Annotated in this window: 23 protein-coding genes and 2 pseudogenes; 14 read left to right on the top strand and 11 right to left on the bottom strand. The window is 70.3% G+C overall.

Annotation, left to right across the window (positions count from 1 at the left end; translation table 11 throughout):
• Window positions 1-10 precede the first annotated feature (10 nt).
• The 5 genes from ABFY07_RS01275 to mdlC are packed head-to-tail and all read left to right on the top strand — an operon-like array spanning window position 11 to window position 5,496.
• On the top strand, window positions 11-214 hold the full coding sequence (locus tag ABFY07_RS01275; RefSeq protein WP_158080371.1) for a hypothetical protein: 204 nt from the start codon (window positions 11-13) through the stop codon (window positions 212-214).
• Entirely contained in the window at window positions 211-1,071 is an 861-nt protein-coding gene (locus ABFY07_RS01270; RefSeq protein WP_346172601.1) for an FAD binding domain-containing protein, read from the top strand. Before ABFY07_RS01275 ends, ABFY07_RS01270 begins: the two co-directional genes overlap by 4 nt.
• Window positions 1,068-1,532 carry a (2Fe-2S)-binding protein gene (locus ABFY07_RS01265; RefSeq protein ID WP_346172600.1) on the top strand — a complete coding sequence of 155 codons (465 nt, stop codon included), beginning with the start codon at window positions 1,068-1,070 and terminating at the stop codon, window positions 1,530-1,532. The genes ABFY07_RS01270 and ABFY07_RS01265 overlap by 4 nt, the downstream gene beginning before the upstream one ends.
• The gene (locus ABFY07_RS01260) at window positions 1,529-3,913 is read left to right on the top strand and encodes a xanthine dehydrogenase family protein molybdopterin-binding subunit (RefSeq protein ID WP_346172599.1); all 2,385 of its coding nucleotides are present in this window, start codon (window positions 1,529-1,531) and stop codon (window positions 3,911-3,913) included. The genes ABFY07_RS01265 and ABFY07_RS01260 overlap by 4 nt, the downstream gene beginning before the upstream one ends.
• Complete coding sequence (mdlC, locus tag ABFY07_RS01255) at window positions 3,910-5,496, top strand: benzoylformate decarboxylase (protein WP_346172598.1); 1,587 nt, start codon at window positions 3,910-3,912, stop codon at window positions 5,494-5,496. Before ABFY07_RS01260 ends, mdlC begins: the two co-directional genes overlap by 4 nt.
• A 35-nt stretch (window positions 5,497-5,531) precedes the next feature.
• On the opposite strand, the gene ABFY07_RS01250 is transcribed toward mdlC, so the two are convergent.
• From ABFY07_RS01250 to ABFY07_RS01235, 4 genes are all read right to left on the bottom strand, one after another.
• Window positions 5,532-6,308 carry an SDR family oxidoreductase gene (locus tag ABFY07_RS01250; protein ID WP_346172597.1) on the bottom strand — a complete coding sequence of 259 codons (777 nt, stop codon included), beginning with the start codon at window positions 6,306-6,308 and terminating at the stop codon, window positions 5,532-5,534.
• Between the two features lie 70 nt (window positions 6,309-6,378).
• Window positions 6,379-7,293, bottom strand: coding sequence for a VOC family protein (locus tag ABFY07_RS01245; RefSeq protein WP_346172596.1), 915 nt, complete (start codon window positions 7,291-7,293; stop codon window positions 6,379-6,381).
• 428 nt (window positions 7,294-7,721) lie between these two features.
• Window positions 7,722-8,861 (bottom strand): mandelate racemase/muconate lactonizing enzyme family protein, encoded by a 1,140-nt coding sequence (locus ABFY07_RS01240; RefSeq protein ID WP_346172595.1) that lies wholly within the window; start codon window positions 8,859-8,861, stop codon window positions 7,722-7,724.
• A gap of 110 nt (window positions 8,862-8,971) precedes the next feature.
• Window positions 8,972-9,121: a hypothetical protein gene (locus ABFY07_RS01235; RefSeq protein WP_346172594.1), complete on the bottom strand. Its 150-nt coding sequence runs from the start codon at window positions 9,119-9,121 to the stop codon at window positions 8,972-8,974.
• A gap of 42 nt (window positions 9,122-9,163) precedes the next feature.
• Between ABFY07_RS01235 and ABFY07_RS01230 the strand changes: the two genes are divergently transcribed.
• The 4 genes from ABFY07_RS01230 to ABFY07_RS01215 are packed head-to-tail and all read left to right on the top strand — an operon-like array spanning window position 9,164 to window position 12,571.
• A complete protein-coding gene (locus ABFY07_RS01230) occupies window positions 9,164-9,841 on the top strand; it encodes a GntR family transcriptional regulator (RefSeq protein ID WP_346172593.1) in 678 nt (225 codons plus the stop codon).
• The gene (locus ABFY07_RS01225) at window positions 9,838-10,626 is read left to right on the top strand and encodes an SDR family NAD(P)-dependent oxidoreductase (RefSeq protein ID WP_346172592.1); all 789 of its coding nucleotides are present in this window, start codon (window positions 9,838-9,840) and stop codon (window positions 10,624-10,626) included. The genes ABFY07_RS01230 and ABFY07_RS01225 overlap by 4 nt, the downstream gene beginning before the upstream one ends.
• Before the next feature lie 35 nt (window positions 10,627-10,661).
• Window positions 10,662-11,045: a sensory rhodopsin transducer gene (locus ABFY07_RS01220; protein WP_346172591.1), complete on the top strand. Its 384-nt coding sequence runs from the start codon at window positions 10,662-10,664 to the stop codon at window positions 11,043-11,045.
• Window positions 11,046-11,101: 56 nt separating this feature from the next.
• Entirely contained in the window at window positions 11,102-12,571 is a 1,470-nt protein-coding gene (locus ABFY07_RS01215; protein ID WP_346172590.1) for a sugar porter family MFS transporter, read from the top strand.
• A 220-nt stretch (window positions 12,572-12,791) separates the two neighbouring features.
• Here ABFY07_RS01215 and ABFY07_RS01210 read toward each other — a convergent pair whose 3' ends face one another.
• The gene (locus ABFY07_RS01210; RefSeq protein WP_346172589.1) at window positions 12,792-14,294 is read right to left on the bottom strand and encodes a pentapeptide repeat-containing protein; all 1,503 of its coding nucleotides are present in this window, start codon (window positions 14,292-14,294) and stop codon (window positions 12,792-12,794) included.
• Window positions 14,295-14,366: 72 nt separating this feature from the next.
• Here ABFY07_RS01210 and ABFY07_RS01205 point away from each other — a divergent pair.
• The 4 genes and pseudogenes from ABFY07_RS01205 to ABFY07_RS01190 all read left to right on the top strand — a co-directional run.
• A pseudogene (locus tag ABFY07_RS01205) lies at window positions 14,367-14,720 on the top strand (phosphotransferase); the annotation flags it as partial.
• Window positions 14,721-15,213: 493 nt separating this feature from the next.
• Window positions 15,214-15,777 carry a dihydrofolate reductase family protein gene (locus ABFY07_RS01200; protein WP_346172588.1) on the top strand — a complete coding sequence of 188 codons (564 nt, stop codon included), beginning with the start codon at window positions 15,214-15,216 and terminating at the stop codon, window positions 15,775-15,777.
• A 519-nt stretch (window positions 15,778-16,296) separates the two neighbouring features.
• A complete protein-coding gene (locus ABFY07_RS01195) occupies window positions 16,297-16,608 on the top strand; it encodes a transposase (RefSeq protein ID WP_428836826.1) in 312 nt (103 codons plus the stop codon).
• A 61-nt stretch (window positions 16,609-16,669) separates the two neighbouring features.
• Window positions 16,670-16,882: a hypothetical protein gene (locus ABFY07_RS01190; RefSeq protein WP_346172587.1), complete on the top strand. Its 213-nt coding sequence runs from the start codon at window positions 16,670-16,672 to the stop codon at window positions 16,880-16,882.
• A gap of 29 nt (window positions 16,883-16,911) precedes the next feature.
• Here the strand turns inward: ABFY07_RS01190 and ABFY07_RS01185 are convergent, their stop codons facing one another.
• The 4 genes and pseudogenes from ABFY07_RS01185 to ABFY07_RS01170 all read right to left on the bottom strand — a co-directional run bounded on the left by ABFY07_RS01185 (window position 16,912) and on the right by ABFY07_RS01170 (window position 19,405).
• On the bottom strand, window positions 16,912-17,376 hold the full coding sequence (locus ABFY07_RS01185) for a hypothetical protein (RefSeq protein WP_346172586.1): 465 nt from the start codon (window positions 17,374-17,376) through the stop codon (window positions 16,912-16,914).
• Window positions 17,377-17,582: 206 nt separating this feature from the next.
• Window positions 17,583-17,855, bottom strand: a complete 273-nt coding sequence (locus ABFY07_RS01180; protein WP_346172585.1) for a hypothetical protein — start codon at window positions 17,853-17,855, stop codon at window positions 17,583-17,585.
• A 200-nt stretch (window positions 17,856-18,055) separates the two neighbouring features.
• Window positions 18,056-18,373: pseudogene (locus ABFY07_RS01175) on the bottom strand (IS701 family transposase); the annotation flags it as partial.
• A gap of 21 nt (window positions 18,374-18,394) precedes the next feature.
• The gene (locus ABFY07_RS01170) at window positions 18,395-19,405 is read right to left on the bottom strand and encodes an NAD(P)-dependent alcohol dehydrogenase (RefSeq protein ID WP_346172584.1); all 1,011 of its coding nucleotides are present in this window, start codon (window positions 19,403-19,405) and stop codon (window positions 18,395-18,397) included.
• A 98-nt stretch (window positions 19,406-19,503) separates the two neighbouring features.
• Between ABFY07_RS01170 and ABFY07_RS01165 the strand changes: the two genes are divergently transcribed.
• Window positions 19,504-20,088: a TetR/AcrR family transcriptional regulator gene (locus ABFY07_RS01165; protein WP_346172583.1), complete on the top strand. Its 585-nt coding sequence runs from the start codon at window positions 19,504-19,506 to the stop codon at window positions 20,086-20,088.
• 165 nt (window positions 20,089-20,253) lie between these two features.
• On the opposite strand, the gene ABFY07_RS01160 is transcribed toward ABFY07_RS01165, so the two are convergent.
• Both ABFY07_RS01160 and ABFY07_RS01155 read right to left on the bottom strand, forming a co-directional pair.
• Window positions 20,254-20,979, bottom strand: a complete 726-nt coding sequence (locus tag ABFY07_RS01160) for an NAD(P)/FAD-dependent oxidoreductase (RefSeq protein ID WP_346172582.1) — start codon at window positions 20,977-20,979, stop codon at window positions 20,254-20,256.
• Between the two features lie 88 nt (window positions 20,980-21,067).
• The gene (locus ABFY07_RS01155; protein ID WP_346172581.1) at window positions 21,068-21,430 is read right to left on the bottom strand and encodes a DUF488 domain-containing protein; all 363 of its coding nucleotides are present in this window, start codon (window positions 21,428-21,430) and stop codon (window positions 21,068-21,070) included.
• Window positions 21,431-21,473 lie beyond the last annotated feature (43 nt).

Below are 21,473 nucleotides of genomic sequence, written 5' to 3'. Positions count from 1 at the left end.
GGATGTCCTGTTGTGCAGGGTGTCGTGCGAGTCGGCGTCGGTCGGGGTCCTGCTGCACCCGACCGGCAACGGCCGGCGGTTGCTGCTGGTGTCCGAGCGCACGGGACACCGTGCGCTGCTCGACGCCACGGTCCTGGACGCGTTGTGCGCCCTGCCTCCCTCGGCGCTCACCGCGTTGGTGCGCGCCGCCGTGCAGGAAGGGGCGCCAGCGTGACGGCCGTCGCGTTCGACTACACCGCGCCCACGACCGTCGATGACGCGGTGCGCGCGCTTCACTCCCCCGGCCTCGCGGTGACACCGCTGGCCGGGGGGCAGAGCCTGGTCCCCCTGCTGACCCGCCGCGAGGTGCGCCCGGACGTGGTGGTGGACCTGAACGGGATATCCGGTCTGGCGGGGATCGAAGTGGCGCCCCACCGCGTCAGGATCGGCGCGATGACCAGACTGCGCGATCTGGAACAGCACGCGGAACTGACCGCCGCCCTGCCCGTGCTGGCCTCCGCCGCCGCCTCGGTGGCCCATCCGCACATCCGCGTGCGTTCCACGCTGGGCGGCTCGCTGTGCCATGCCGCCCCGGCCGCGGAACTCCCCGCGGTCGCCGTCGCGCTCGGCGCCGACGTGGTGCTGCGGTCGGTGCGCGGTGCGCGGTCCGTCCCCGCGGCCCGGTTCGCCACCGGCGCGGGAACCACCGTCCGCGCGCCCGACGAGCTGCTGACCGAGGTCGTCTTCCCCCGCACCGGCGGGCTCACATACGAGTTCAGCGAGCTGTGCACGCGCGGCAGCACCGGGTACCCCGTCGTCGGCGTGTGCCTGGGGCTCCACGTCGCCGACGGTCTCGTCCGGGCCGCCCGCGTGGTGGTGGCCGGGTGCGGGCCCGTCCCCGCTCGGCTGCCCGGCGTCGAGGCCGAACTGGCGGGACGCCCCGTCGCCGGACCGCACCCGGGGCTGGTCGCCTCGGTCGGAAGGGAAGCCGCCCGAAGCCCCGGGCCCGAGGACCAGGAGTACCGGGCCGAGGTCGCCGGCGTGCTGCTGCTGCGGGCACTGGCGGCGCGAGCCGGCCGGGAGGAACGATGAACGTCCGGACGATCACCATACGGGTCAACGGGATCGCCCGCACCGAGGACACCTGGCACCACACCACGCTGGCCGAACACCTGCGCACCGCGCTGGGGCTGACCGGCACGCATGTGGGCTGCGGTACCGGCGACTGCGGCGCCTGCGTGGTGCTGCTCGACGGGGAGCCGGTCTGCTCCTGCCTCGTACTCGCGGTGCAGGCCGACGGCCGGGACGTCGGCACGGTGGAAGGCGTCGCCGGCAGCGGTGACCTGGTGAGGGTGCAACGCGCCCTCGTCGAGGAGCACGGCCTCCAGTGCGGATTCTGCACCCCCGGCCTGGTGGTGCGCATGGCCCACGCCGCCGGCAGCGGCGGCAGCGAAGCGGACGTGCTGGCCGGGCACTTGTGCAGGTGCACCGGCTACGACGGCATCCGCGCCGCGCTGCGCGGGATCTCCGGCGGCTCGGGGGGCGGCCGGTGAGCGGAGCACACCACCACATCGGAAGGCCCGTTCCGCCCCGCCACCACGACCGGTTGGTACGCGGGCACGGCCGCTTCCTCGCCGACCTGCGCGCGACGGGAGTGCTGTACGCGGCGCTCGTGCGAAGCCCGCTCGCGCACGCCCGGGTCGTCGGCTTCGACGCCACCGCCGCCAGGAGCGACCCGCGCTGCGCACTCGTGCTGGGCCCCGACGACCTCGCCAAGCGCACGGCGCCGATCCCCACCGTCTGGCGGTTGCCCGGCCAGCCGGAAGACCGCGTCCCCATCGCCGCGCACACCGCTCGCTACGCCGGGCAGCCGCTGGGCATCGTCGTCGCGGACACGCCGACCGCGGCCGAGGACCTGGCCGACGCCGTACGCCTCGACCTCGATCCCCTGCCCCCGGTCCCCACCGTCGCCGACGCGCTGGCCGAGCACGCTCCGCCCATCGTGCCGGGGGCCGCGGGCAACGAGGCCGGGAGCATTCGCTTCGGCGCCCCCCAGGAGGAGATCGCGGCGGCTCTCTCGCGGGCGGAGCTGGTCGTGGAACGCGAGTTCACCCTGCCGAGGGTGAACCACTCCCCCCTGGAGTCGCGCGGTGTGCTGGCCGAGTACGACCCGGGCACCGGACTGCTCACCGTGCACGCCAGCAGCCAGTCCCCGCACTCGATGCGCCAGGACCTCTGCGCCGTGCTCGGCCTGCGCGCGGACCGGGTGCGCGTCATCGCCCCCGACGTGGGCGGGTCGTTCGGCAGCAAGGTCCTGCTCTACCCGGACGAGGCGATGGTGTGCGCGGCCGCGGTCGACCTGGGCGCCGCGGTGCGCTGGGTGGAGTCCCGCACGGAGAACTTCATCTGCGCCTACCAGGGGCGGGGCCAGCGGACCACGGCTCGCCTCGCCATCGGCCCCGAGGGCCGGTTCCTCGTGTTCGACGCGCACATCCTCGCGGACCTGGGCGCGTACGCGACCCAGGCGGGCAGCGGACCGCATCAGGTGACCGCGCTGACCCTCCAGGGCCCCTACCACGTGGACGCCGCTGCGGCCACCGTCACCGGGGTGTACACCACCCGCGTCCCCACCGGCGCCTACCGCGGGTACGGGATGCAGGAGGCGGCGTTCATCCGCGAACGGCTCATTGACGAAGCGGCCCGTGAACTCGGCGTGTCACCCCTGGACCTGAGGCTGGACAACCTGATCCGGCCGGAGGAGCTGCCACACACCACGCACACCGGACTCACCTACGACAGCGGCGACTACGGTGCCGCGCTGCGCCGGGCCGCCGCCCTGGCCGAGCGCCCGCCCCCACCGGACCCGCCGTGGGTGCGCCGGGCCGGCGCCGTCGTGGCCGCGGTGGAGATCAGCGCGTTCGCGCCCTCCGCTCTGCTCGAGGCGTTCGGGATCGCGTGGAGCGGCTGGGAGGGGGTGCGGCTGCGGATCAACCACGACGGGACCGTCACCGCCTATTCCGGGGTGATCGCGGTCGGCCAGGGTATCGAGACCAGCCTGGCCCAGATCGCGGCAGAGGGGCTGGGCGTACCCCTGGACTGGGTGCGGGTCGAACTCGGGGACACCGACACCGCCCCGCACTCCGACCTGTCCGCCCAGGCCAGCCGGGCGCTGACGCTCGCGGGCGGCGCACTGCTCATCGCCGCCCGGCGGCTCGCCGACCGCATGAGAACACTGGCTGCCGGGTTCCTGGGCACCGACCCCGACCGGGTGACCCAGCGGATCGCCTCCCATGCGGACCCCTCGTCCCCGGACGCGGCCTTTCATGGTGCCGACGGCGCGCGGATCACCTGGCGCGAGGTCGCCCACCGGGGCTACCGGGGATGGGGCCGCAGGAAGAGCACCGACCGGATCGTGCTGGAGGAGGCGGTGGACTTCGACCCGCCGCAGCTCACCTTCGCCCACGGCGCGCACGCCGCCGAGGTCACGGTCGATCTCGGCACCGGGCGCGTCACCGTGACCGGCTACTGGGCCGTGCACGACAGCGGCGTGCTGGTCAACCCACTCATCGCGCACGGGCAGATCGCCGGGGGGATCGCCCAGGGACTGGGACAGGCGCTCACCGAGGAGGCCAGGGCCGACGCCGAGGGGGTCCCCGTCACCCGGTCGTTCCGCGAGTACGCCATCCCCGCGGCCCAGGACATCCCCGAAGACCTCGTCATCGAGCACACCTGCACCCCCAGCACGGCGATTCCCGGCGGCTTCAAGGGGCTCGGTGAGGGTGGCACCATCCTGCCACCCGCGGCGGTCACCTGCGCGGTCGCCGCCGCGGTTCCCGAGATCGCACACGCCCTCACCTCGCTCCCCCTGACTCCTTCGCGCGTCCGCGCGGCGCTGCGAGCAGCGGGCATCACTGCGGAAGGCGGCATCCGATGACACACTCCGGAGAAACGACGACAGTGCGCGAGGCGGTGTTCGACCTGCTGCGCGCGGAAGGCATGACCACGGTCTTCGGCAACCCCGGGTCGCTGGAGCTGCCCATGCTGCGCGACTTCCCCGACGACTTCCGGTACGTGCTGGGCCTGCAGGAATCGGTGGTGGTGGCGATGGCCGACGGGTACGCGCAGGCCACCCACCGCCCCGTACTGGTCAACCTGCACTCGGCTGCCGGGGTGGGGCACGCCATGGGCGCGCTGTTCACCGCCCGTCGCAACCGGACGCCGCTGGTGGTCGTCGCCGGCCAGCAGGCGCGCTCGCTGCTGGAGGGCCACCCGTACCTGTTGTCGGAGGACCCGGCCACACTGCCCCGCCCGTACGTCAAGCTCAGTCGCGAGCCCGCCCGCGCACAGGACGTGCCGTCGGCCATCTCCCGCGCCCGGCACCTCGCGACCGCTCCACCCGCGGGGCCGGTGCTCGTGTCCGTCCCGAGCGACGACTGGGACCGGCCCGCCGAGCCACCCGTCACGGCCAGGCTGACCAGCACCACCGTGGCCGCGGACCCCGGCCTGCTCGCCCGCGTCGGCCAGGCGCTGGCGCGCGCGGAGTCGCCCGCCCTGATCGCGGGGGCCGGGGTCGACCGCGAGAAGGCCGTACCCGACCTGGTGGCGCTGGCCGAAGCACACCAGGCGCCGGTCTGGGCGGAACCGATGTCCCACCGCTGCGCCTTCCCCGAACTGCACCCGCTGTTCGCCGGCTTCCTGCCGCCGGTGCGCGAGGACATCGTGCGCGCTCTGACGGGGCGCGACCTGGTGCTGTCGGTGGGTGCGCCGGTGTTCACCTATCACGTTCCGGGAACCGGCCCGCACCTCCCGCCCGGGACCGACCTCTACCTGCTCACCGACGATCCCGAGCAGGCGTCCTGGTGTCCGAGCGGAACCGCCGTCATCACCGGGCTGGCGCCCGCGCTGCGGATGCTCGGCGCCCACCCGCCGAGGAGGCCGCGCACCCCGCCGCCCGCTCGGCATCCCCGGAAGCCGCCCACGCCCTCCGCCGACCGGATCTCCCAGGCGCACTTGGTGCACGCCCTCGCCGAGGAACGACCTGGGGGGTGCGTCCTGGTGGAGGAGGCTCCCGGAACCCGGCCGGTGATGTGCGAGTACCTGCCCAACCTGGGGCCCGAGACCTTCTACACCACCGCGAGCGGCGCGCTGGGACACGGACTTCCCGCGGCGGTCGGCATGGCGCTGGGCAGGCCGGGGGCCCGAGTGGTCGCCGTGGTGGGCGACGGCTCCGCCATGTACGCCATCCAGGCGCTGTGGTCGGCGGCCCGGCTGCGTCTCCCGCTCACCGTCATCGTGGTGAACAACCACCGTTACGCCACGGTGGAGGGCTTCGCCGACCGGTTGGGCATGGGCAAACCGGTGGGCACGACGCTCGACGGGCTGGACTTCGCCGCACTCGCCACCGCCCAGGGCTGCGTGGGCAGACGAGTGGCCGATCCGGCCGAACTGGTGCCCGCGCTGAGGGCCGCGCTCACCGCCACCGGCCCGTACCTGCTCGACGTGGTGGTGGACGGGTGAGCCGCGCGTTACCGCACGGTCAGGCCGCCATCGCCCTACCTCACGGTCAGGCCGCCGTCGGGCCGCAGCACCTCCCCGGTCATGCCTGCCGCCGCGGGGGAGGCCAGGAACCGGTAGAGCGGGGCGACCTGCTCGGCGCACAGCACCACGCCCAGTGGGTTGAACGCCCGCACGGTCGCCGCGATCTCGTCAGCGTCGGCGAAGACCTGCCGGCCGTCCGAGGTACGCAGTCCGGTCACGATCCCACCCGGGGCCACGGCGTTCACCCGGACCGCGGGTGCGAGGTCGGCGGCCAGGTGGCGCACCATCCCCAGCGCCGCGTGCTTGGCGGCGGCGTACGCGATGCCCGCGCCGTTGCCACGCACGAGGTAGGACGCGTCGGACAGGGTGAAGACCATCGATCCCCCGCTGTCGGCCAGGGCTTCGGCGGCAGCCCGTGCCCCGAGCAGGTAGCCGACGACGTCCACGTCGAGCACATACCGCGTCACTTCGGCCAGCTCGGCGCCGCCGACATCGCGCACCCCGATCCCGCCGTCGTGGACCCCCGCGTTGCCGACGAACAGGTCCAGCCCTCCGAAGCCGGACAACGCGACGTCCACCACCCTGTCGTTCGCCTCGGGGTCACGTACGTCGCCGACCACCCACCTCACCCGGTCCGCGTCGCCGTCGGCCGGAGCCTCCCGGTCGAGCACGGCGACCCGGTAGCCGTGTGCGGCCAGGTCGGCCACGACGGCGTGGCCGATTCCGGAGGCGCCGCCCGTCACCACGGCAACCGGTTCCCGCTCCGTCCGCCGACCGCCTTCCCCTGCCATGCCGCTGTCCCCTCCCACGGGATCCTCTCCCTCGCCCCTCGCCCCTCGCTCATCGACCCGCCCCTCCCGGTCACACCGGCGGCGGCTGCCACAGCCCCATGTCCGGGCAGCCCAAGAGGCTCGCCGACACCGCGTCGTCGCGCGGCGACGCCACCCCCCAGGTGTCACTGGTCTGCGCGTTGCCCGGGTAGACGCGAGGAGTCCACTCGTGGTCGGGGTCGATGCGCAGCATTCCCGTGGTGTATTCGGCGACGAATCTCGATACAGGTTCCTGGAAATATGTGAAAGTGTTCGCCCCGACCCCGTGCCGGCCTGGTCCCCACAGCGGCGAGTACCCGTTCCTGACCATGGCACCGGTTGCCCGCATGAATTCATCGATCCCGCGCAATTCGAAGGCGATGTGATTCAGCGACGCGTGCGGTGCGCGGGTGAAGGCGAGCATGTGATGGGCAGTACCGGAACGGAGGAATACCATGATGTCCTCCACCCAGTCGCTCACTCTGAAGTCGAAAATCGATTGGTAGAAGGCCAGCGCGGTCGGCAGATCAGACGTGTTGAGCACCACGTGGCTGATCCCGGTCGGCCTGCCCTCGCCCGGTTCAACGGACCGGAACGCCCGCACCGCCACCCGGGACGACACCTCCACCGTGCGCCCCTCGCAGTCAAGGAACCGGAACCGGTAACCGCCACCCGCGTCATCGCAGGTGGCAGGCTCACTGACGAGACGGCCGAGCGGATGCGCCGCCACTCGCCCGGCGATCGCGTCCACATCCGCGTCCGTGGCCGCGGCCAGGCACAGCAGGTCGACCCGCGGCTCGGCGGTGGCCCGTAACCGCAGCACTTGGCTCTCCTGGCACCCGGCTCCGAGAAACACCCGGTCCGAGTCCGTATCGACGAGGTCCAATTGCCAGTGCTTCTCGAAGAATTCACGCGCGGCGGCAAGATCGGGTACACCGAGCGCTACACTCCGGACATGGGTAATCAAGGGAGTCGCACCCCCGGGCTCATGCAGTTCGGCTTCGGTGGTTTCGGCGAAACGATACTATCGCTCGCACCGAAAAGAACTACCCTGAATCGGCCTTCTTCACCGGCCTTCTGCGCCAATATTGGTTCCCCGGACCATCGGGGCTTTCTCGGCATCTTTCCTTCCAGACGCAGCGGGGGCGGAGAAGCAGGCCTGAGCGCGGCCGTGAGCAGCGCCCTCTGGAACGGGCTGTCCGGAATTGGAGGACGTGGCCGAGCGGGGCGCCCGGGTGGCGCCCCTGGCGGGAGCCCTCTTCAACCAGCAAGGGCGTCAGGAAGCCGTGCCGGAGGAACACGAGGCCATCCTGGACGCCCTGGCCGCCGGTGACACGGGCCACCGGCGGGTGCGGAGGACCGCCGGGACCTTCGGCAGGGGTGTGGTCGGCATGCTCACGACTTCGGGTCCGCGAAGGCGGGCCGCGTGCCGTACTTCTCGACCGCTTCCGGGGCGAGGGACACTCCGAGGCCCGGGCCGGAGGGGATGTCGAGGTATCCGTCGGCGTCGAGCCGCCAGCCTCCCGCGACCAGGTCGTCCACATAGGCCGACCCGGTCTTGTACTCGACGAGGTCGGTGGACGCCAGTGCGGACGAGAGCTGCAGATCGGCGGCGAGACCGATGGCCGTGTTCCATCCGTGCGGGATCAGGCGGATGCCGAGGTCCTGCGCCTCCCAGCCGATCCGGCGCGACTCGCTCAGACCGCCTCCCTTCGTGGTGTCGGGCTGGACGATGTCGAAGGCACGGCGCCGGAGATAGGGGGCGAAGCTCTGCCTGCGGGTGAGGGTCTCGCCACCGCTGATGGGGACGGGTGACCCCGCGCGCAGTTCCGCGAAACCCTCGAGGTCATCCGGGGCGAGTGCCTCCTCGAACCAGGCGACGTCGTAGTCGGCGAGCATCCGCGCGGTTCGCTTCGCCCAGGCCAGACCGCCTGGGAAGAAGCCCTCGGAGCCGCCGGCGTCGACAGCGAGCCACCGGTCGCCTATCGCGGCACGGGCGGCGGCGACGGTCCGCTCGTCGGTGGCGGCGTCCACCCGTCCGAACTTCCACCAGCCGATCTTGAACGCGGTGAATCCCTGCTCCACGAGTTGTGTGAGGTTGTCCGTCATGGGGCCGGCCTCGTCCATGAGCACCGAGGCGTAGGGGCGCACCCGGGTGCGGTGGCGTCCGCCGAGCAGTCGGCCGACCGGCTGGCCGAGCACCTGGCCGGCGAGGTCCCACAGGGCGATGTCGATCGCGCTTGTCGCGTGTGTGAGCGCGCCGCCCCGGCCCATCCAGAAAGCGGTCTGGTGCAGTGTTTCGGTGATCCGCTCGACCTCCACCGGGTCCTGTCCGATGAGGTGCGGGAGCAGGAGGTCGATCGCTCCCCGGACCAGGTTCTCGGTGGTGAACGCGCTTCCGATGCCCGTGACGCCTTCGTCGGTGTGGATGGCGACGAGCGTGTGCACGACGTCGTCCGGACGCAGTTCGTTCGACCAACCGCCCTCGGGGGTCGCCCCACGAAGACCGCATGTCTCGACCCTGGTGATTTTCATGGAGTGCCTTTCGTCACGGGTGTCATGGCCGCGGGTACCGACGAAATCGCGGCGGCCGTGTTCGGACCGTACCCGACCGAGAAGGCCATTGTCGACAATCGACCATTGGGCTACAGTCTGCCGAACGGCCGCCCGCCGAGGGCGCCGCACCACCACGGGAGCACCCATGCCACGAAGCGCCACTCCCCCGCCGCGACCACCGCCTGGCCCTCAGCACCCGCCTCGCCGGATCCACGCCCACCGACCGCGGGAGCCGCCACCCAGCGATTGTCGACAAAGTACAATCCTGTTACGCTCCGGCCATGTCTGCACTTCCGGCGCTTCCCGCGCTCCCCTCCGGCTCCCTCGCCTCCCGCCGCGAAACCGTCGCGGACGTCCTGCGCGAGGCCATCACCTCGGGCCGTCTCCAAGCGGGTCAGAAACTCACGGAGTCGGGAGTCGCCGAACAGCTGGGAACCAGCCGGGCGCCGGTCCGCGAGGCACTGCGCCAACTGGAGCAGGAGGGCCTCGTGATCTCCTACCCCTACCGCGGTACGGAGGTGCTCGGCGTCTCCCAGGAGGAGATCGAGAACGTGCTCGTACCTGTCCGCATCTCCCTGGAGAAGTTCGCCTTCCGCAAGGCAATGCCCCGTCTGACCGACGCGGATTACGCCCACCTCCGGTCGCTCGTCGACAACATGGAGGCAGCGGCCGACGCGAACGACGCGGCGCTGCTCGCCGACGAGGACATCCGCTTCCACGAGGCGGTCGTGACCTTGTCGGGGCAGCAGCACTGCCTGCAGATCTGGCGGTCGATCCAGCCCCGTGTGCGCGCCTACTTCCGGCGCGACGCGAGCCACTACTCAGACGCGACCGTGGTCGCCGCCCAGCACCGCGAGCTCATCGACGCACTCCTCGCGGGCGACGAGCACGCACTGGACCGCGCCGTCACCGACCACATCAACACCCATTTCAGAGCCACCGAGGACCCCTCCGAATGACCAGGACGATCTTGATCACCGGCGGCGGAAGCGGCATCGGCCGCGCCACCGCGCTCGAAGCCGCACGCCGGGGCTGGGCCGTCGGCATCCTCGACCGTGACGGCGAGAGCGCCGAACGGGCGGCGGCCGAGGCCCGGCGCACCGGCGCCCCCAGGAGCTGGTCGGCCGCGCCGGACGTCACCGACGAACAGGAACTCGTCGACGCGTTCGGCGCGGCGAGCACCGCGCTGGGTCCGCTGGACGGGGTGACCGCCAGCGCCGGCATCGAGATCAACGCACCCCTGCCGCAGATGCCCCTCGACACATGGCGCCGCGTTCTGGACGTGAATCTCACCGGCACCTTCCTGACCGTACGCACAGCGGTTCAAGCCCTGCGGGACACCGGGAGGCCGGGCTCCATCGTGTGCGTGTCGTCCCCTTCCGCCTTCGTCGGCTTCGCGGGCGGCTCGAACAGCGCGTACGGAGCGTCCAAGGGCGGAGTCTCCGCGTTCGTGAGGGCGGCCGCCATCGATCTCGCCCCTCACGGCATCCGCGTCAACGCGGTCGTCCCCGGCGCCACCGACACGCCCATGCTCTACTTCGGCCTCGACGGTGACGAACTCGAGGCGGAGCGCGCACGCCTGAGAGACGCCGCGGCACGGCAGATCCCGCTCGGCCGGATGGCCGACCCCGTCGAGATCGCACGTGCCGCTACCTGGCTCCTCTCCGACGACGCCTCCTACGTCACGGGCAGTCACCTGGTATGCGACGGCGGCCTCATGGCCAAGAGCGCGAACGACTTCTGACCAGACCGGAACTCACCACGGAAAGGCGTACTCACATGACGACCCCGGCGATCGGCACCACGACATGGGTGGTCGCGGACGGCTACATCCCTCCGGGCAGCACCGGGCCGGCACCCGCGATGACCAGCCATGACAGCATCTGCATGCTCAACGCGGGCAGCGACCCCGCGCACGTCACCATCGAGGTCTTCTACACCGATCGCGAGCCGGTCGGACCCTATGAACTCACCGTTCCCGCACGTCGCGCACACCACCAACGGATCAACGACCTCCGCGGCCCCGAGCCGATCCTTCCGGGGATCGACTACTGCCTCGTGATCCGCAGCGACCGGCCCCTCGTCGTCCAGCACACCCGCCTCGACTCGCGACAGGCGGAGAACGCCCTGATGTCCACGATCGCCTACCCCGCCTCTCTGTGATCTCGCGTGGTCGACAATCCACAATCCACAATCGGCAATCGACAAAAGGACCTCTCATGTCCCCTCCACGCCCCACGGAGAGCGGCCGCCTGACCCGCCGCGTGGCCACGATGGCGGTGGCCGCCGCCATCGGAGGCTTCCTCTTCGGCTTCGACACCGCTGTGATCAATGGCGCCGTGGACGCCATCGAGAGCAACTTCTCGCTCGACTCCATCGGGCTCGGCACCATCGTCGCCGTCACCCTGCTGGGCGCCACACTCGGCTCGTTCAGCGCCGGGTGGATCGCCGACCGCATCGGGCGCCCGCGCACCATGGCGGTCGCGGGCGCGGTCTTCCTTGTCGCCGCGATCGGCTCCGGCCTCGCCCAGGGCCTGTGGGACCTCGCGATCTGGCGCCTGCTCACCGGCTACGGGGTCGGATTCGCGACAGTGATCGGGCCGCTCTACATCTCGGAGATCGCCCCGGCAAACGTACGCGGCCGCCTCGCCTCCCTGCAGCAGATGGCCATCGTCCTCGGCATCTTCACCGCCCTTCTCTCCGACAGCTCGATCGCACTCGCGCTCGAGGGCGCGGACGCGCGGACGTTCCTCGGCCTTCCCGCCTGGCGGTGGATGTTCATCGTCGGCATCGTGCCGGCCCTGATCTACCTGGTCATCGCGCTCACGGTGCCGGAGTCGCCGCGCTTCCTCGTCGCGCGCGGGCGAGCCGCCGAAGCGCGCGACGTGCTGCGAAGGCTGCAGGGCATCACCGACGAGGAAGCCACCACACTGACCAACCGCATGGCCGCGACACTGCGGAGCGACCGCTCCGCCCGCTTCCGGGACCTCCTCGACCGACGGCGCGTTCTCCTCCCCGTCATCTGGGTGGGGATCGGGCTCGCCGCCCTACAAGCCCTCGTCGGCGTCGACGTCATCTTCTACTACTCCACATCGCTGTGGCAGTCGGTCGGCTTCGACGAGTCGGCGGCGTTCGCCCTGTCGGTACTGAGTTCCTTCGTGAACGTGGCCGCGACGGTGGTCGCGATACTCCTCATCGACAGGGTCGGCCGCCGTCGGCTGCTGCTCGCCGGATCAACAGGCATGTTCGCGAGCCTCGTCACGGTGGCGGTGGGCTTCTCCACCGCCACCGTCACCCCGGACGGCGAGCCCACGCTGTCCGGAGTCTGGGGGCCGGTCACCCTGATCGGCGCAAACGTGTTCGTCGTGGCCTTCGCGGTTTCCTGGGGCCCCGCAGTCTGGGTCCTCCTGGGCGAGATGTTCCCCAACCGCATACGCGGCGTCGCGCTGTCGGCGTGCGCCGCCGCCAACTGGCTCGCAGGCGTCCTGCTCAACTTCTCGTTCCCGAGCCTGCGCGACGTCTCCCTGGCAGGAAGCTACGCGGTCTACGCGTTCATGGCCCTGCTCTCGTGGCTGCTCGTGTTCTTCTTCGTCAGCGAGACGAAGGGACGCCCGCTGGAGGACATGCAGGAGAGCACCACGCCGGCGACACAGGCGAACACCACGCCGGCGACAGCCCCGCTGAAGTGACGCGTGTCAGCAGCCTCGCTCCACCACCGGGGGCACCTCTCCTCCGACGACCTCTCCGGCGAGCACAAACACTCGCCCATGGGGTTCTCCAACCAGTCGAAGTTCGCCAACGCCGCCGTCGGTGGGAACTGCCGGAACAACTCACCGACGTGTGGTTCTCCTTTCCGGCCACTTTCCAACCAAGAGGCCGCGCGGATGGGCGTGGGGTTCGGTGACCGTGTCATCGCTTCACGCGGCTGCGCACGGCGAGGACGGCAAGCCCGAGCAGGGCCGGCTCGACGAGGCGGGCGGTCATCTCGACGTACGTCCCGGTGGTGGTCAGGTCCTGTCCGGAGGCCCGGAAGATCACCGAGTTGGCCACCACCCTCATGGACTTCTCGAACCGCACAGACGACAGACGCCTTGTGTACGGCCCTTCCGGGTTGACGGGTGCCGGCTTCCTGGTCGTCAGGGTTACCCGACGGCCGTCGGTGGTCCCCGCACTGACCAGGTCCGAATCGCCCTGCGGCAGCCCCCACAGCATCATCGCGAGCACAGTGGCTGTCATCGCCAGGACCAGCCAGGCCAGGGCACGCCCGGCGCGCAGCCCGTATCCGGAGAGTGCCCAGTACAGCCTCAGCAGCGTCCGCTCGCCGCGGGACGCCGTGGAGTCGTGGCGGCGCATCTCCATCTCGCCGTAGTAGAAGTCGGCCGCGCCCGGCTCGTTCCGGCCGTCCTCGAGCGCCTTGCGGAACTGCCGGTAGACCGGCGCGAGCACAGCGGGTTCATGCGTCTCGACACCCGGTGGTGCGGGCGTCCAGCCGTCACCGTACCGGGTCGCCCGCCAGTGGTGTTCCTCGGCGAGAGTCTGGCGGCGTATCCAGCGCAGCCCGGCGGGTGGTGGCGACAGGACGCAGCGGCCTTCGAGCCGCAACTGGTCCAGGTGGACCGCCTCCACGAAGAGACAGCCGGTCAGGTCGACGTCGGCCAGTACCAGATACGCGGCGTCCACGCCCTTGACCGAGGTGACACGCACCCGGCCATCGGTGAGCACCGGCTCGGCGATCACCTCACCCTCCGGTGAGACGAACGGGCGGGGCCGACCGACGACGGTCACCGGGAACTCCACTACGGCGTCGCTCAGATCCACCCTGGCGTACCGCAGCCGCAGCGCGGCGGTGGACGCCCACCGTGTCCGCCGGCAGCGCGCCTTCCGCGCGGCGGCCTCCAACGTCACCGCGGCCTCGAACACGGCGTCGGAGAAGTCCACTGTCCCCGGGCAGACGAGCGGGCCGATCCCGGCGGTACGCCGGAACACCGCCCGCCGGAAACCCACGCCGGCCTCCAGCCGGGCCCTGGAGAACGACAGGTCACCGCCGATCGTGGCCCCGTCGAACGTGGCTTGTGCCGCGAAGTGAGCCTCGGCGAACGGCATGTCCCCGCCGATGTCCGCCCCGTTGAAGCAGGCTCTGCTCCGGTGAAAATGCGTACCGTCGAAACAGGCCCGGCCGGTGATCCGGATCTTCCCGAAGTCGGCACCACCCTCGAAGACCGCGCCGTCGAAGGCGGCTTCCCCGTCGATGACCGCCCCCTCGAAGGAGGCGACGCCACCCACCCGGACCCCCGAGAAGTAGGCATCCCCGCACGTCATGCCCTTGAACATCGCCCCGCGGCCGACCTCGCGGACACAGAACCGCAACGTGCCCTTGATCCGGGTCTCGTAGAACCAGGCATCACCGCCCACTTCGGTGTCATCGAGCCACAGATCTCCCGCAACCCGCGCCGCGCCGAGGCGGAAATCGCCCCCGGTATGCACCTCCTGGAGGACCTGGAGGAGGAACGGGCAGGCTGGCCGGAATGGCGACTTCGAGCCGAACTCGAACGCACCCGCCCGCCCCGGGAGGACCTGGTCGTCTGCCACGGGGACCTGTGCCCCAACAACGTGCTGCTCGACCCGGAGACGGGCAAGCTGACCGGGCTGATCGACGTGGGCCGGCCAGGCCGCGCCGACCGGCACGCCGACCTGGCCCTCGCGATGCGCGAGCTTTCGCGCGAGGAGGATCCGTGGTTCGGTCCGCACTGCGTACAGCGCTTCGTCGAGCGGTACGGCGCGGAGCGCGTCGATCCGGCGAAGACTGCCTTCTACCAGCTCCTCGACGAATGCTTCTGATACCGGGCGTGGCCCGGCCGACAGCCCCTGGCTCTTCCGCTTCCGCTTCCGCAGATGACGCGACCGTGTGGGGCTCGTGAAGTCATCACCGCAGGTGGTGACGGTAGAGCGCTCTCAGCAGGGGGCGTCTCGAACCTGTTCGAGCACACTGGCCACGGCCGGGGCCACGAGCTGAGGGGCGCCACTCACAGCTTCAGTTGGGCAGGACAAGGACCAAGTACCACCGGGGGGCACCGGTGTGCCAGCGCCGCACCCACTCTGCGAAGCCCATTACGGCGCCGCCGGGCGCGGGGACGCCGGGCGCGGGGGCGCCGGGTACTCGCGAAGCTTCTCCACCACCCACTGTCGCCCGGCGATCCCCCCTTCGGTGGGCAGTGTGGAGTAGTCCTCACCGGGGATGGGGGTGATGTCGTCAGCCGGGACGCTGAACCGATGAGTTTCCCGCGCCGCGACGGTCTGTACGCGTGAGACCGACTCACGGAAGGCTGCGGCCATGCGGAAACTGATCTACGGCATGAACCTGACCCTGGACGGCTACATCGCCGCGCCCGGCGACGACATCGGCTGGAGCGTGCCGAGCGACGAGCTGTTCCAGTTTTGGTCCGACCAGTTGCAGGCGACCGACCTGTCACTGTACGGGCGCAAGCTGTGGCAGACGATGAGCTCCTACTGGCCGACCGCCGACCAGCAGCCCAACGCCACCCCGGCGGAGATCGAGTTCGCGCGCCGCTGGCGGGACATGTCGAAGGTGGTGTTCTCCTCGACGATCGACAAGGTCGACTGGAACACCCGCCTGGTCACCGGCGACGCGGTCGCCGAGATCAGCCGGCTCAAGGCCGAGGACGGCGGCCCGATGGACATCGGCGGTGCGACGCTCGCCGGGGCGGCCATGCGGGCCGGGCTGATCGACGAGTACCTGCTGGCCACCGCGCCGGTCCTGGTGGGCGGCGGCACGCCGTTCTTCACCGTGCTGGACAGCTGGGTGAACCTGAACCTGGTGGAGACGCGGACGCTTCCCTGCGGCGTGATCCTTACCAGGTACGAGACGAGGCGCTGAGCGCCCGCCACGCGACCCGACCGCCTGCCGGATCCACCCGCGAACGCCACTCCTGAGGTGGACAGCCGGCAGTGCGGCTTCCCATGTGCGGGCCTGCCCTCCACAACGGCTCCCAGCAGGAAAGGCTGGGCCACGATGCCGCGTACGGTCGGACAGAGGTCGACGCAGAGATACGACGGGGTGGCGCCGAAGCGAGGTGGCCCCGCACCAGCGAAATGGCCTGCCCCGGCATCCGGAAGACACTGCTGGCGAATCCCAGGCGAGCGTGACGTCGGCCTTCATGACCCGTTGTGGTCGTGAGGGCCGACGTCGCGTTCGGGGAGGGTGTCGATGTCGCTGCACACGAGGAAGATCGGCGGGGTTCCGGAGGAGACGGCCCGGGTGGCGAGGGCCGCATTCCTGAAGGGCAGCCGGCCACGCGGGTCCGTGACGAGCTGGGCGAGCTGTTCTCGGACGCTGACTTCGCCGGCTGTACCCGAGCCGGGGGAGCCTGCGTGATCGCCGGGCCGGCTGGCGCTGGTGTCGGTCGTGCAGTTCGCCGAGGGTCTCTCGGACCGGCAGGCCGCGGACGCGGTGCGCCGGCGGCTGGACTGGAAGTACCTGCTGGGGCTGGAGCTGACCGCTGCGGGCTTCGACCACTCGGTGCTCGCCGAGTTCAGGGACAGGCTGATCCAGGGAGACGCCGGGAGCTGGTCCGGGCGCTGCGGCAGATGTGGATCCAGCAGTATTTCGTCGACGACGGGCAGGTCCCCCGCCGCCCGTACGTCTGATCGCCCCGATCCACGCTCACCTCGCCGAGCGGCGCCTCCTGCCCGAGCGGCACCTGGTTGACGCCGGCTACGCGACAGCCCGGGAGGTGGTCACCGCCCGCCGGGATCACAGGGTCGATCTGGTGGGTTCGATCCTCGCTTCCACCAGCTGGCAGACCAAGGACAGCGGTGGCTTCTCCCAGGCCGGCTTCACCATCGACTGGGAGACCCGCCAGGTGACCTGCCCCAACGGCACCACCACCAGCCAGTGGCGGGAAGACCGCTCTCAGCAGGGGGCGACCGTGGTCCGGGCACGATTCCCGACGGCCGCCTGCCGCCCCTGCAAGGCCCGATAGCAGTGCACCCGTTCCAGCAACCGCGAAAGTCAGTCGGCACTCTCGCTCGGACTGGCTGCCTGCCAGCTGGACATGGTCACTTCCTCGTCTCGCAGTACCCACATGGGTACGGCTTGGGCGGGCCCATCGGTCACCCGCAGTTGGTGAGAGCGGTACTCGTCATGCGCATCCTCAGCAGCGAATCCGGCAGACGTCAGGATCGCGGCCATCGCTCGCAACATCGCGGCCGCGATCTCGCTGGAGTGGCGCAGCAGCGGATCGTCCAGCAGCCGAAGGCGGAAGGCACGCCTCGTGCACTCCCGCAGGCGAGGGCTGATCAACCAGCCCACATACACGCCACCGGCCGCGTCGGCCCCACCGTCGACTTCCACCTCCGCGCCACTGGCCAGAACGCCATCCAGACCGGGCGTGAGCACAGGAAGGCCAGCAGCGGCCAGTTCATTGCGCACCCGCGACGCGAGTGCCTCCTGGCGCTCAGCCTCTTCAGCACTCACCCTCTCGACCATCCGCTCGATTTACCTGCCCCTTGAGGCTGGGCACAGACGCCTGCCCCGGGACAGAGGGGACTGCGCGGACAGATGGCGCAGGGCGGGCTTCGCGTAGTACATGACCGACACCTGGCCGAGGGACGCGATTACCGGGCAGCGGGTGGTGCCAGCCGAGCATCACGAGGCAAGGGAATTGAGAGTCGGTCCGTAGGTCAGTTCCGAATGATGCCATCGGCGTCAGGGGTCTTCCGCTTGGCCTCTGTGTAGAACCACTCGATCACGTGGGTTCCGAGCAGCATCGCTGCGAAATCCGGATCCTCCTCCGCACTCAAGTCAGGCATAATCCTCTGGCTACGGATGAAAGTGATCCCGGGATGGCTGGCCATGGAAAAGGACACGGTTGCCCATACACCGTCCTCGCGAGTATCGAGGGCCAGTTCCCGCAAGGTGCCGCGATCTTCTTCCGTGGTGAACTGGCTGCGCATGCTGGCTTCCGCGGCTCGCTGAAAACGCTCGAGCCACTCTTCTGGGCTTAGCTCACCGTGTACCGCCCCGAGTTTCACTGGCGAACCCCTGCTATCGTGTCAGCTCATTGGTTTTTGGCCTCCCATTATCAAGGGTCTCATCCATCCAGCCGTACAGGGAGGTGTCGGGCTGCGGTGACGGATGTGCTTGTGCCCTTTTCCTAATGTTGTCGCCGCCAGTTGGACCAGTGCAGCAGCTTCGCGGCTGACACGGCTGGCGGGTCGAAGACGGCGGCGAGTAGGTGTCGGATCTCCGGGACGGTGAGCTGGGTCAGGGGGCGGCTGCGGGTTGAGTGAGCCGGTTGAGCGGGTCGGTCGGAGGCCGAGTTGGCGGCGAGGGCGGTCAGGAAGGCCAGGGCGAGCATGGCGAGGGTGATGTACCGGTGCCATGAGGTCCGGTGCCTGACCTGGTAGTGATCGAGTCCGACCTGGCCCTTGGCGGCCTGGAAGCACTCCTCGACGCTCCAGCGGACACCGGCGAGGGCAGTGGCCTACGACGCTCACATCTCAAGGACGGCACGGTAGCGCGCTCGACCACGGCGGACGTGGTCGAGTGCCTCGTCGATGCGGGAGACCGGGTATGTCTCCGTGGCGGCGCGGATCCCGTGGCGCGCGGCGAAGTCAAGCATCTGCCGCGTCTCGGCGGGCGTCCCCGCGAGGCCTCCCGCGAGTTTTCTTTCGCCCGTCAGGATGCTGAGCGGGTGCACGGTGAAGCTGCTGTCAGGGACGCCGACCACGCACAGGGTTCCCTGAGGACGCAACGCGTTGAGGTACGTGTCCCACGGCAGATCGCCCGAGACAGTGGACAGTACGAAGCGGAACGAGCCGGCCAGGTCCTCGAACCCGTCGTGGGGGGTGACGACCGCGTGGGCGCCGAAACGGCGGGCGTCGTCCGCCTTCTCGGCACTCCTGGAGACGGCGGTGACGTGGCAGCCCCACTTGGCCAGGAACTGGATAGCCAGGTGGCCCAGACCGCCCACACCCACGACGGCGACCCGGTCTGTGGGTCGGACATCGTGACGCACGATGGACGAGAAAACGGTCGCACCGGCGCACAGCAGCGGTCCTGCCTGCTCGGAGGTGATGACGTCCGGGAGCGGGTGCACATGCCGCCAGTCGCTGGCGCGGAGTTGAGTGGCGAACCCGCCGCGGTCGCCGCGGAAGACGGTTGCGTCGCCGGCCGGGCACAGGTGCTGGCGGCCTGTTATGCACCAGTCGCAGGCGAAGCACGACCCCGCGTACGCGCCGATTCCCACGCGCTGTCCCAGAGCGAGGCGGGAGTGGTCCACGGCGTCACCCAATGCCGTGATCACCCCGACAGCCTCATGCCCCGCTACCACCGGGAACCGTGAGATCCCGTGACTGTTGTCGATCATGCCTATATCGGTGTGGCAGACGCCGCAGTGGGTCACGGAGATGTCCACCTCAAGAGGTCCCAGCGGCTCCGGTTCGTACTGACGCACCTGCACAGGGCCACCCGCCCGCTCCACCGCATACGCGTGCACAGTCATGCAAACGATCCAATCCGATCACAGAAACTAACTAGTTCGTTTTCACTTATACATCATAGAGGGCGGGATGAAAACTAACTGGTTTGTATGATGAGGCTGTGCCGTACCCCAAGAGTGAAGACACCCGCCGCCGCCTGCTGGACGCCGCAACCGCCGACTTCGCGGCCCACGGCATCGCGGGTGCCCGCGTCGACCGCATCGCGGCCGCTGCGGGTATCAACAAAGCTCGGTTGTACGCCTACTTCGGTGACAAGCTCGGCCTCTTCGACGCCGTCTTCCGCGCCCACTCCGAAACCGTCGTCGACTCGGTCCCTTTCACTGCCGACGACCTCGCCCAGTACGCCACGGGGCTCTACGAAGCCGCTCTCGCGCAACCGGAACTGATCAGGCTTGCCGCCTGGGCCCGGCTGGAGGGAGTCACGCCCACGAACACCGCGACCGCAGCACCGGAGACGGGCGCCAAGCTCCAGGCCATCACGCAGGCCCAGCGCGACGGGCGAGTCGTGTCATCGCTGCTGGCAGAGGATCTTCTCGCGCTGGTGACGTCCATGGCGCTGACTTGGTCGGATGTGGGCCCCTCCGGCACCGCGCAGGACACCCCCCCACCGGACCACGAGCGCCGAAAGCACGCCCTGGCCGAGACCGTCCGCCGCGCCTTCCACACCCGTGAGGTTTCTCCGTGATCGCGAACCCTCTGCTTCCGCACTGCGGGAATGGGTGTGCTGGGCTGGTCGCCGCGAGCGAGCGCGTGCCTTGCAAGACCGACCTGCCCGACGAGTAGCGGGCTTGCGGTTCCCAGGTAACGGCCGTCCGACCACAGGAGATCCGCCACCTCCTCGCCGCTTTCCTCAACCCACCGACGGTGTCAGCGAGAGTTCGGCTCCGTCGTCGAGGTGACTGCGGCCGTCGAGATGACTGCGGCCTCCTTCGGCGGACACCAGACGCGTGTCGATGCTGCGGCACCGCAGCGGGTGGGTGGTGTCGTGGCTGAGGCGCCCGCCGCCTTGCGGCAGGATCCGGTCGGTGGCCTCGACCAGCACCCCTTTCATCCGGATGGGCTGGATCTCCGGGTAGCGGGTGCAGGCGTCCCAGGCCGCGTCCTGCACCTCGCCCAGGACCTCCACTCCGGCGAAACCGCCACCGACGAAGACGAAGGTCGGCGCCGCCTGCCGTCTGCGCGGTGAGACCGCTGCGGCGGTCTCGTCGAGGCAGGCGAGCACGTGGTTGCGCAGAGGGATGGCCTGGACGACGGTCTTGGCACCGGTCCCGTTCTCGGCCAGGCCGAGGGGCGTCAAGGCCCGGGAGACCGGGACCGGCGCCAGCGCCGACACGTCGTAGGCCAGCGACACCGGATCGCCATCATCGGAGCGCAGGTACACGATCCGCTGCGCGTGATCGATGGAGATCACCTCCCGGACGATCGCGTGCGCCCAAGGAAGGGCCTGCCGCAGCGGCACCACGACAGGGCGTGCCTCGACGCTGCCCGCGGCCGCCTCGGCCGGCAGCGGCTGGTAGGTCATGTGGGAGTGGGCGTCGAGGATGGTGACCGTAGCCTGCCGGTGGCCACGAGACACGCCGGAGCAGCAACGCCATGTTCATACCCCGTCCCGCCACCGACGATCAAAATCTGCGGCCCTGCCGGCCCGGAAGTCGATGCGCCGGTCACTGCTTCTTGGCCAGCCATTCGGCCAGGACGGCGGCCTGGCTGTGGTCCACGTCCCGGGTGGCGGTCAGCAGCGTGAGCCTGTCGTGCGCGGCAATGTCCCGCAGATGCTCCGCGGCCCGCCGGTGCCCGGCATCGCGCAGTTCAGCCAGATAGCGGCGGCGGAACTCGGTGAAACGGCTGGGTTCGTGTGCATACCATTTGCGCAGATCGCTGGACGGGGCGACCTCGCGCAACCACTCATCCAGGTGCGCTTCCTCCTTGCGCATGCCCCGTGGCCAGACACGATCGACCAGGACACGCTTGCCGTCGGCAGGAGAGGTCTCTTCGTAGACTCGCCGGTAGGTGATCTGCTTGACCATGATGGCACCCTCCGAACCAGATCGGCCGCCCCGGCCCGGAGCC

The sequence above is a fragment of the Streptomyces sparsogenes subsp. cuspidosporus genome (assembly GCF_039532705.1).
Classification (GTDB): domain Bacteria; phylum Actinomycetota; class Actinomycetes; order Streptomycetales; family Streptomycetaceae; genus Streptomyces; species Streptomyces sparsogenes.
This window is presented reverse-complemented; position numbering and strand designations above follow the sequence as displayed.

What these genes read in the sequence shown, in the direction of transcription:
- ABFY07_RS01265 (WP_346172600.1), top strand. Translation starts at nt 1,068, where the DNA reads ATGAACGTCCGGACGATCACCATACGGGTCAACGGGATCGCCCGCACC.
- mdlC (WP_346172598.1), top strand. Translation starts at nt 3,910, where the DNA reads ATGACACACTCCGGAGAAACGACGACAGTGCGCGAGGCGGTGTTCGAC.
- ABFY07_RS01250 (WP_346172597.1), bottom strand. Translation starts at nt 6,308, where the DNA reads ATGGCAGGGGAAGGCGGTCGGCGGACGGAGCGGGAACCGGTTGCCGTG.
- ABFY07_RS01240 (WP_346172595.1), bottom strand. Translation starts at nt 8,861, where the DNA reads ATGAAAATCACCAGGGTCGAGACATGCGGTCTTCGTGGGGCGACCCCC.
- ABFY07_RS01230 (WP_346172593.1), top strand. Translation starts at nt 9,164, where the DNA reads ATGTCTGCACTTCCGGCGCTTCCCGCGCTCCCCTCCGGCTCCCTCGCC.
- ABFY07_RS01225 (WP_346172592.1), top strand. Translation starts at nt 9,838, where the DNA reads ATGACCAGGACGATCTTGATCACCGGCGGCGGAAGCGGCATCGGCCGC.
- ABFY07_RS01220 (WP_346172591.1), top strand. Translation starts at nt 10,662, where the DNA reads ATGACGACCCCGGCGATCGGCACCACGACATGGGTGGTCGCGGACGGC.
- ABFY07_RS01215 (WP_346172590.1), top strand. Translation starts at nt 11,102, where the DNA reads ATGTCCCCTCCACGCCCCACGGAGAGCGGCCGCCTGACCCGCCGCGTG.
- ABFY07_RS01200 (WP_346172588.1), top strand. Translation starts at nt 15,214, where the DNA reads ATGCGGAAACTGATCTACGGCATGAACCTGACCCTGGACGGCTACATC.
- ABFY07_RS01180 (WP_346172585.1), bottom strand. Translation starts at nt 17,855, where the DNA reads ATGCGCAGCCAGTTCACCACGGAAGAAGATCGCGGCACCTTGCGGGAA.
- ABFY07_RS01170 (WP_346172584.1), bottom strand. Translation starts at nt 19,405, where the DNA reads ATGACTGTGCACGCGTATGCGGTGGAGCGGGCGGGTGGCCCTGTGCAG.
- ABFY07_RS01155 (WP_346172581.1), bottom strand. Translation starts at nt 21,430, where the DNA reads ATGGTCAAGCAGATCACCTACCGGCGAGTCTACGAAGAGACCTCTCCT.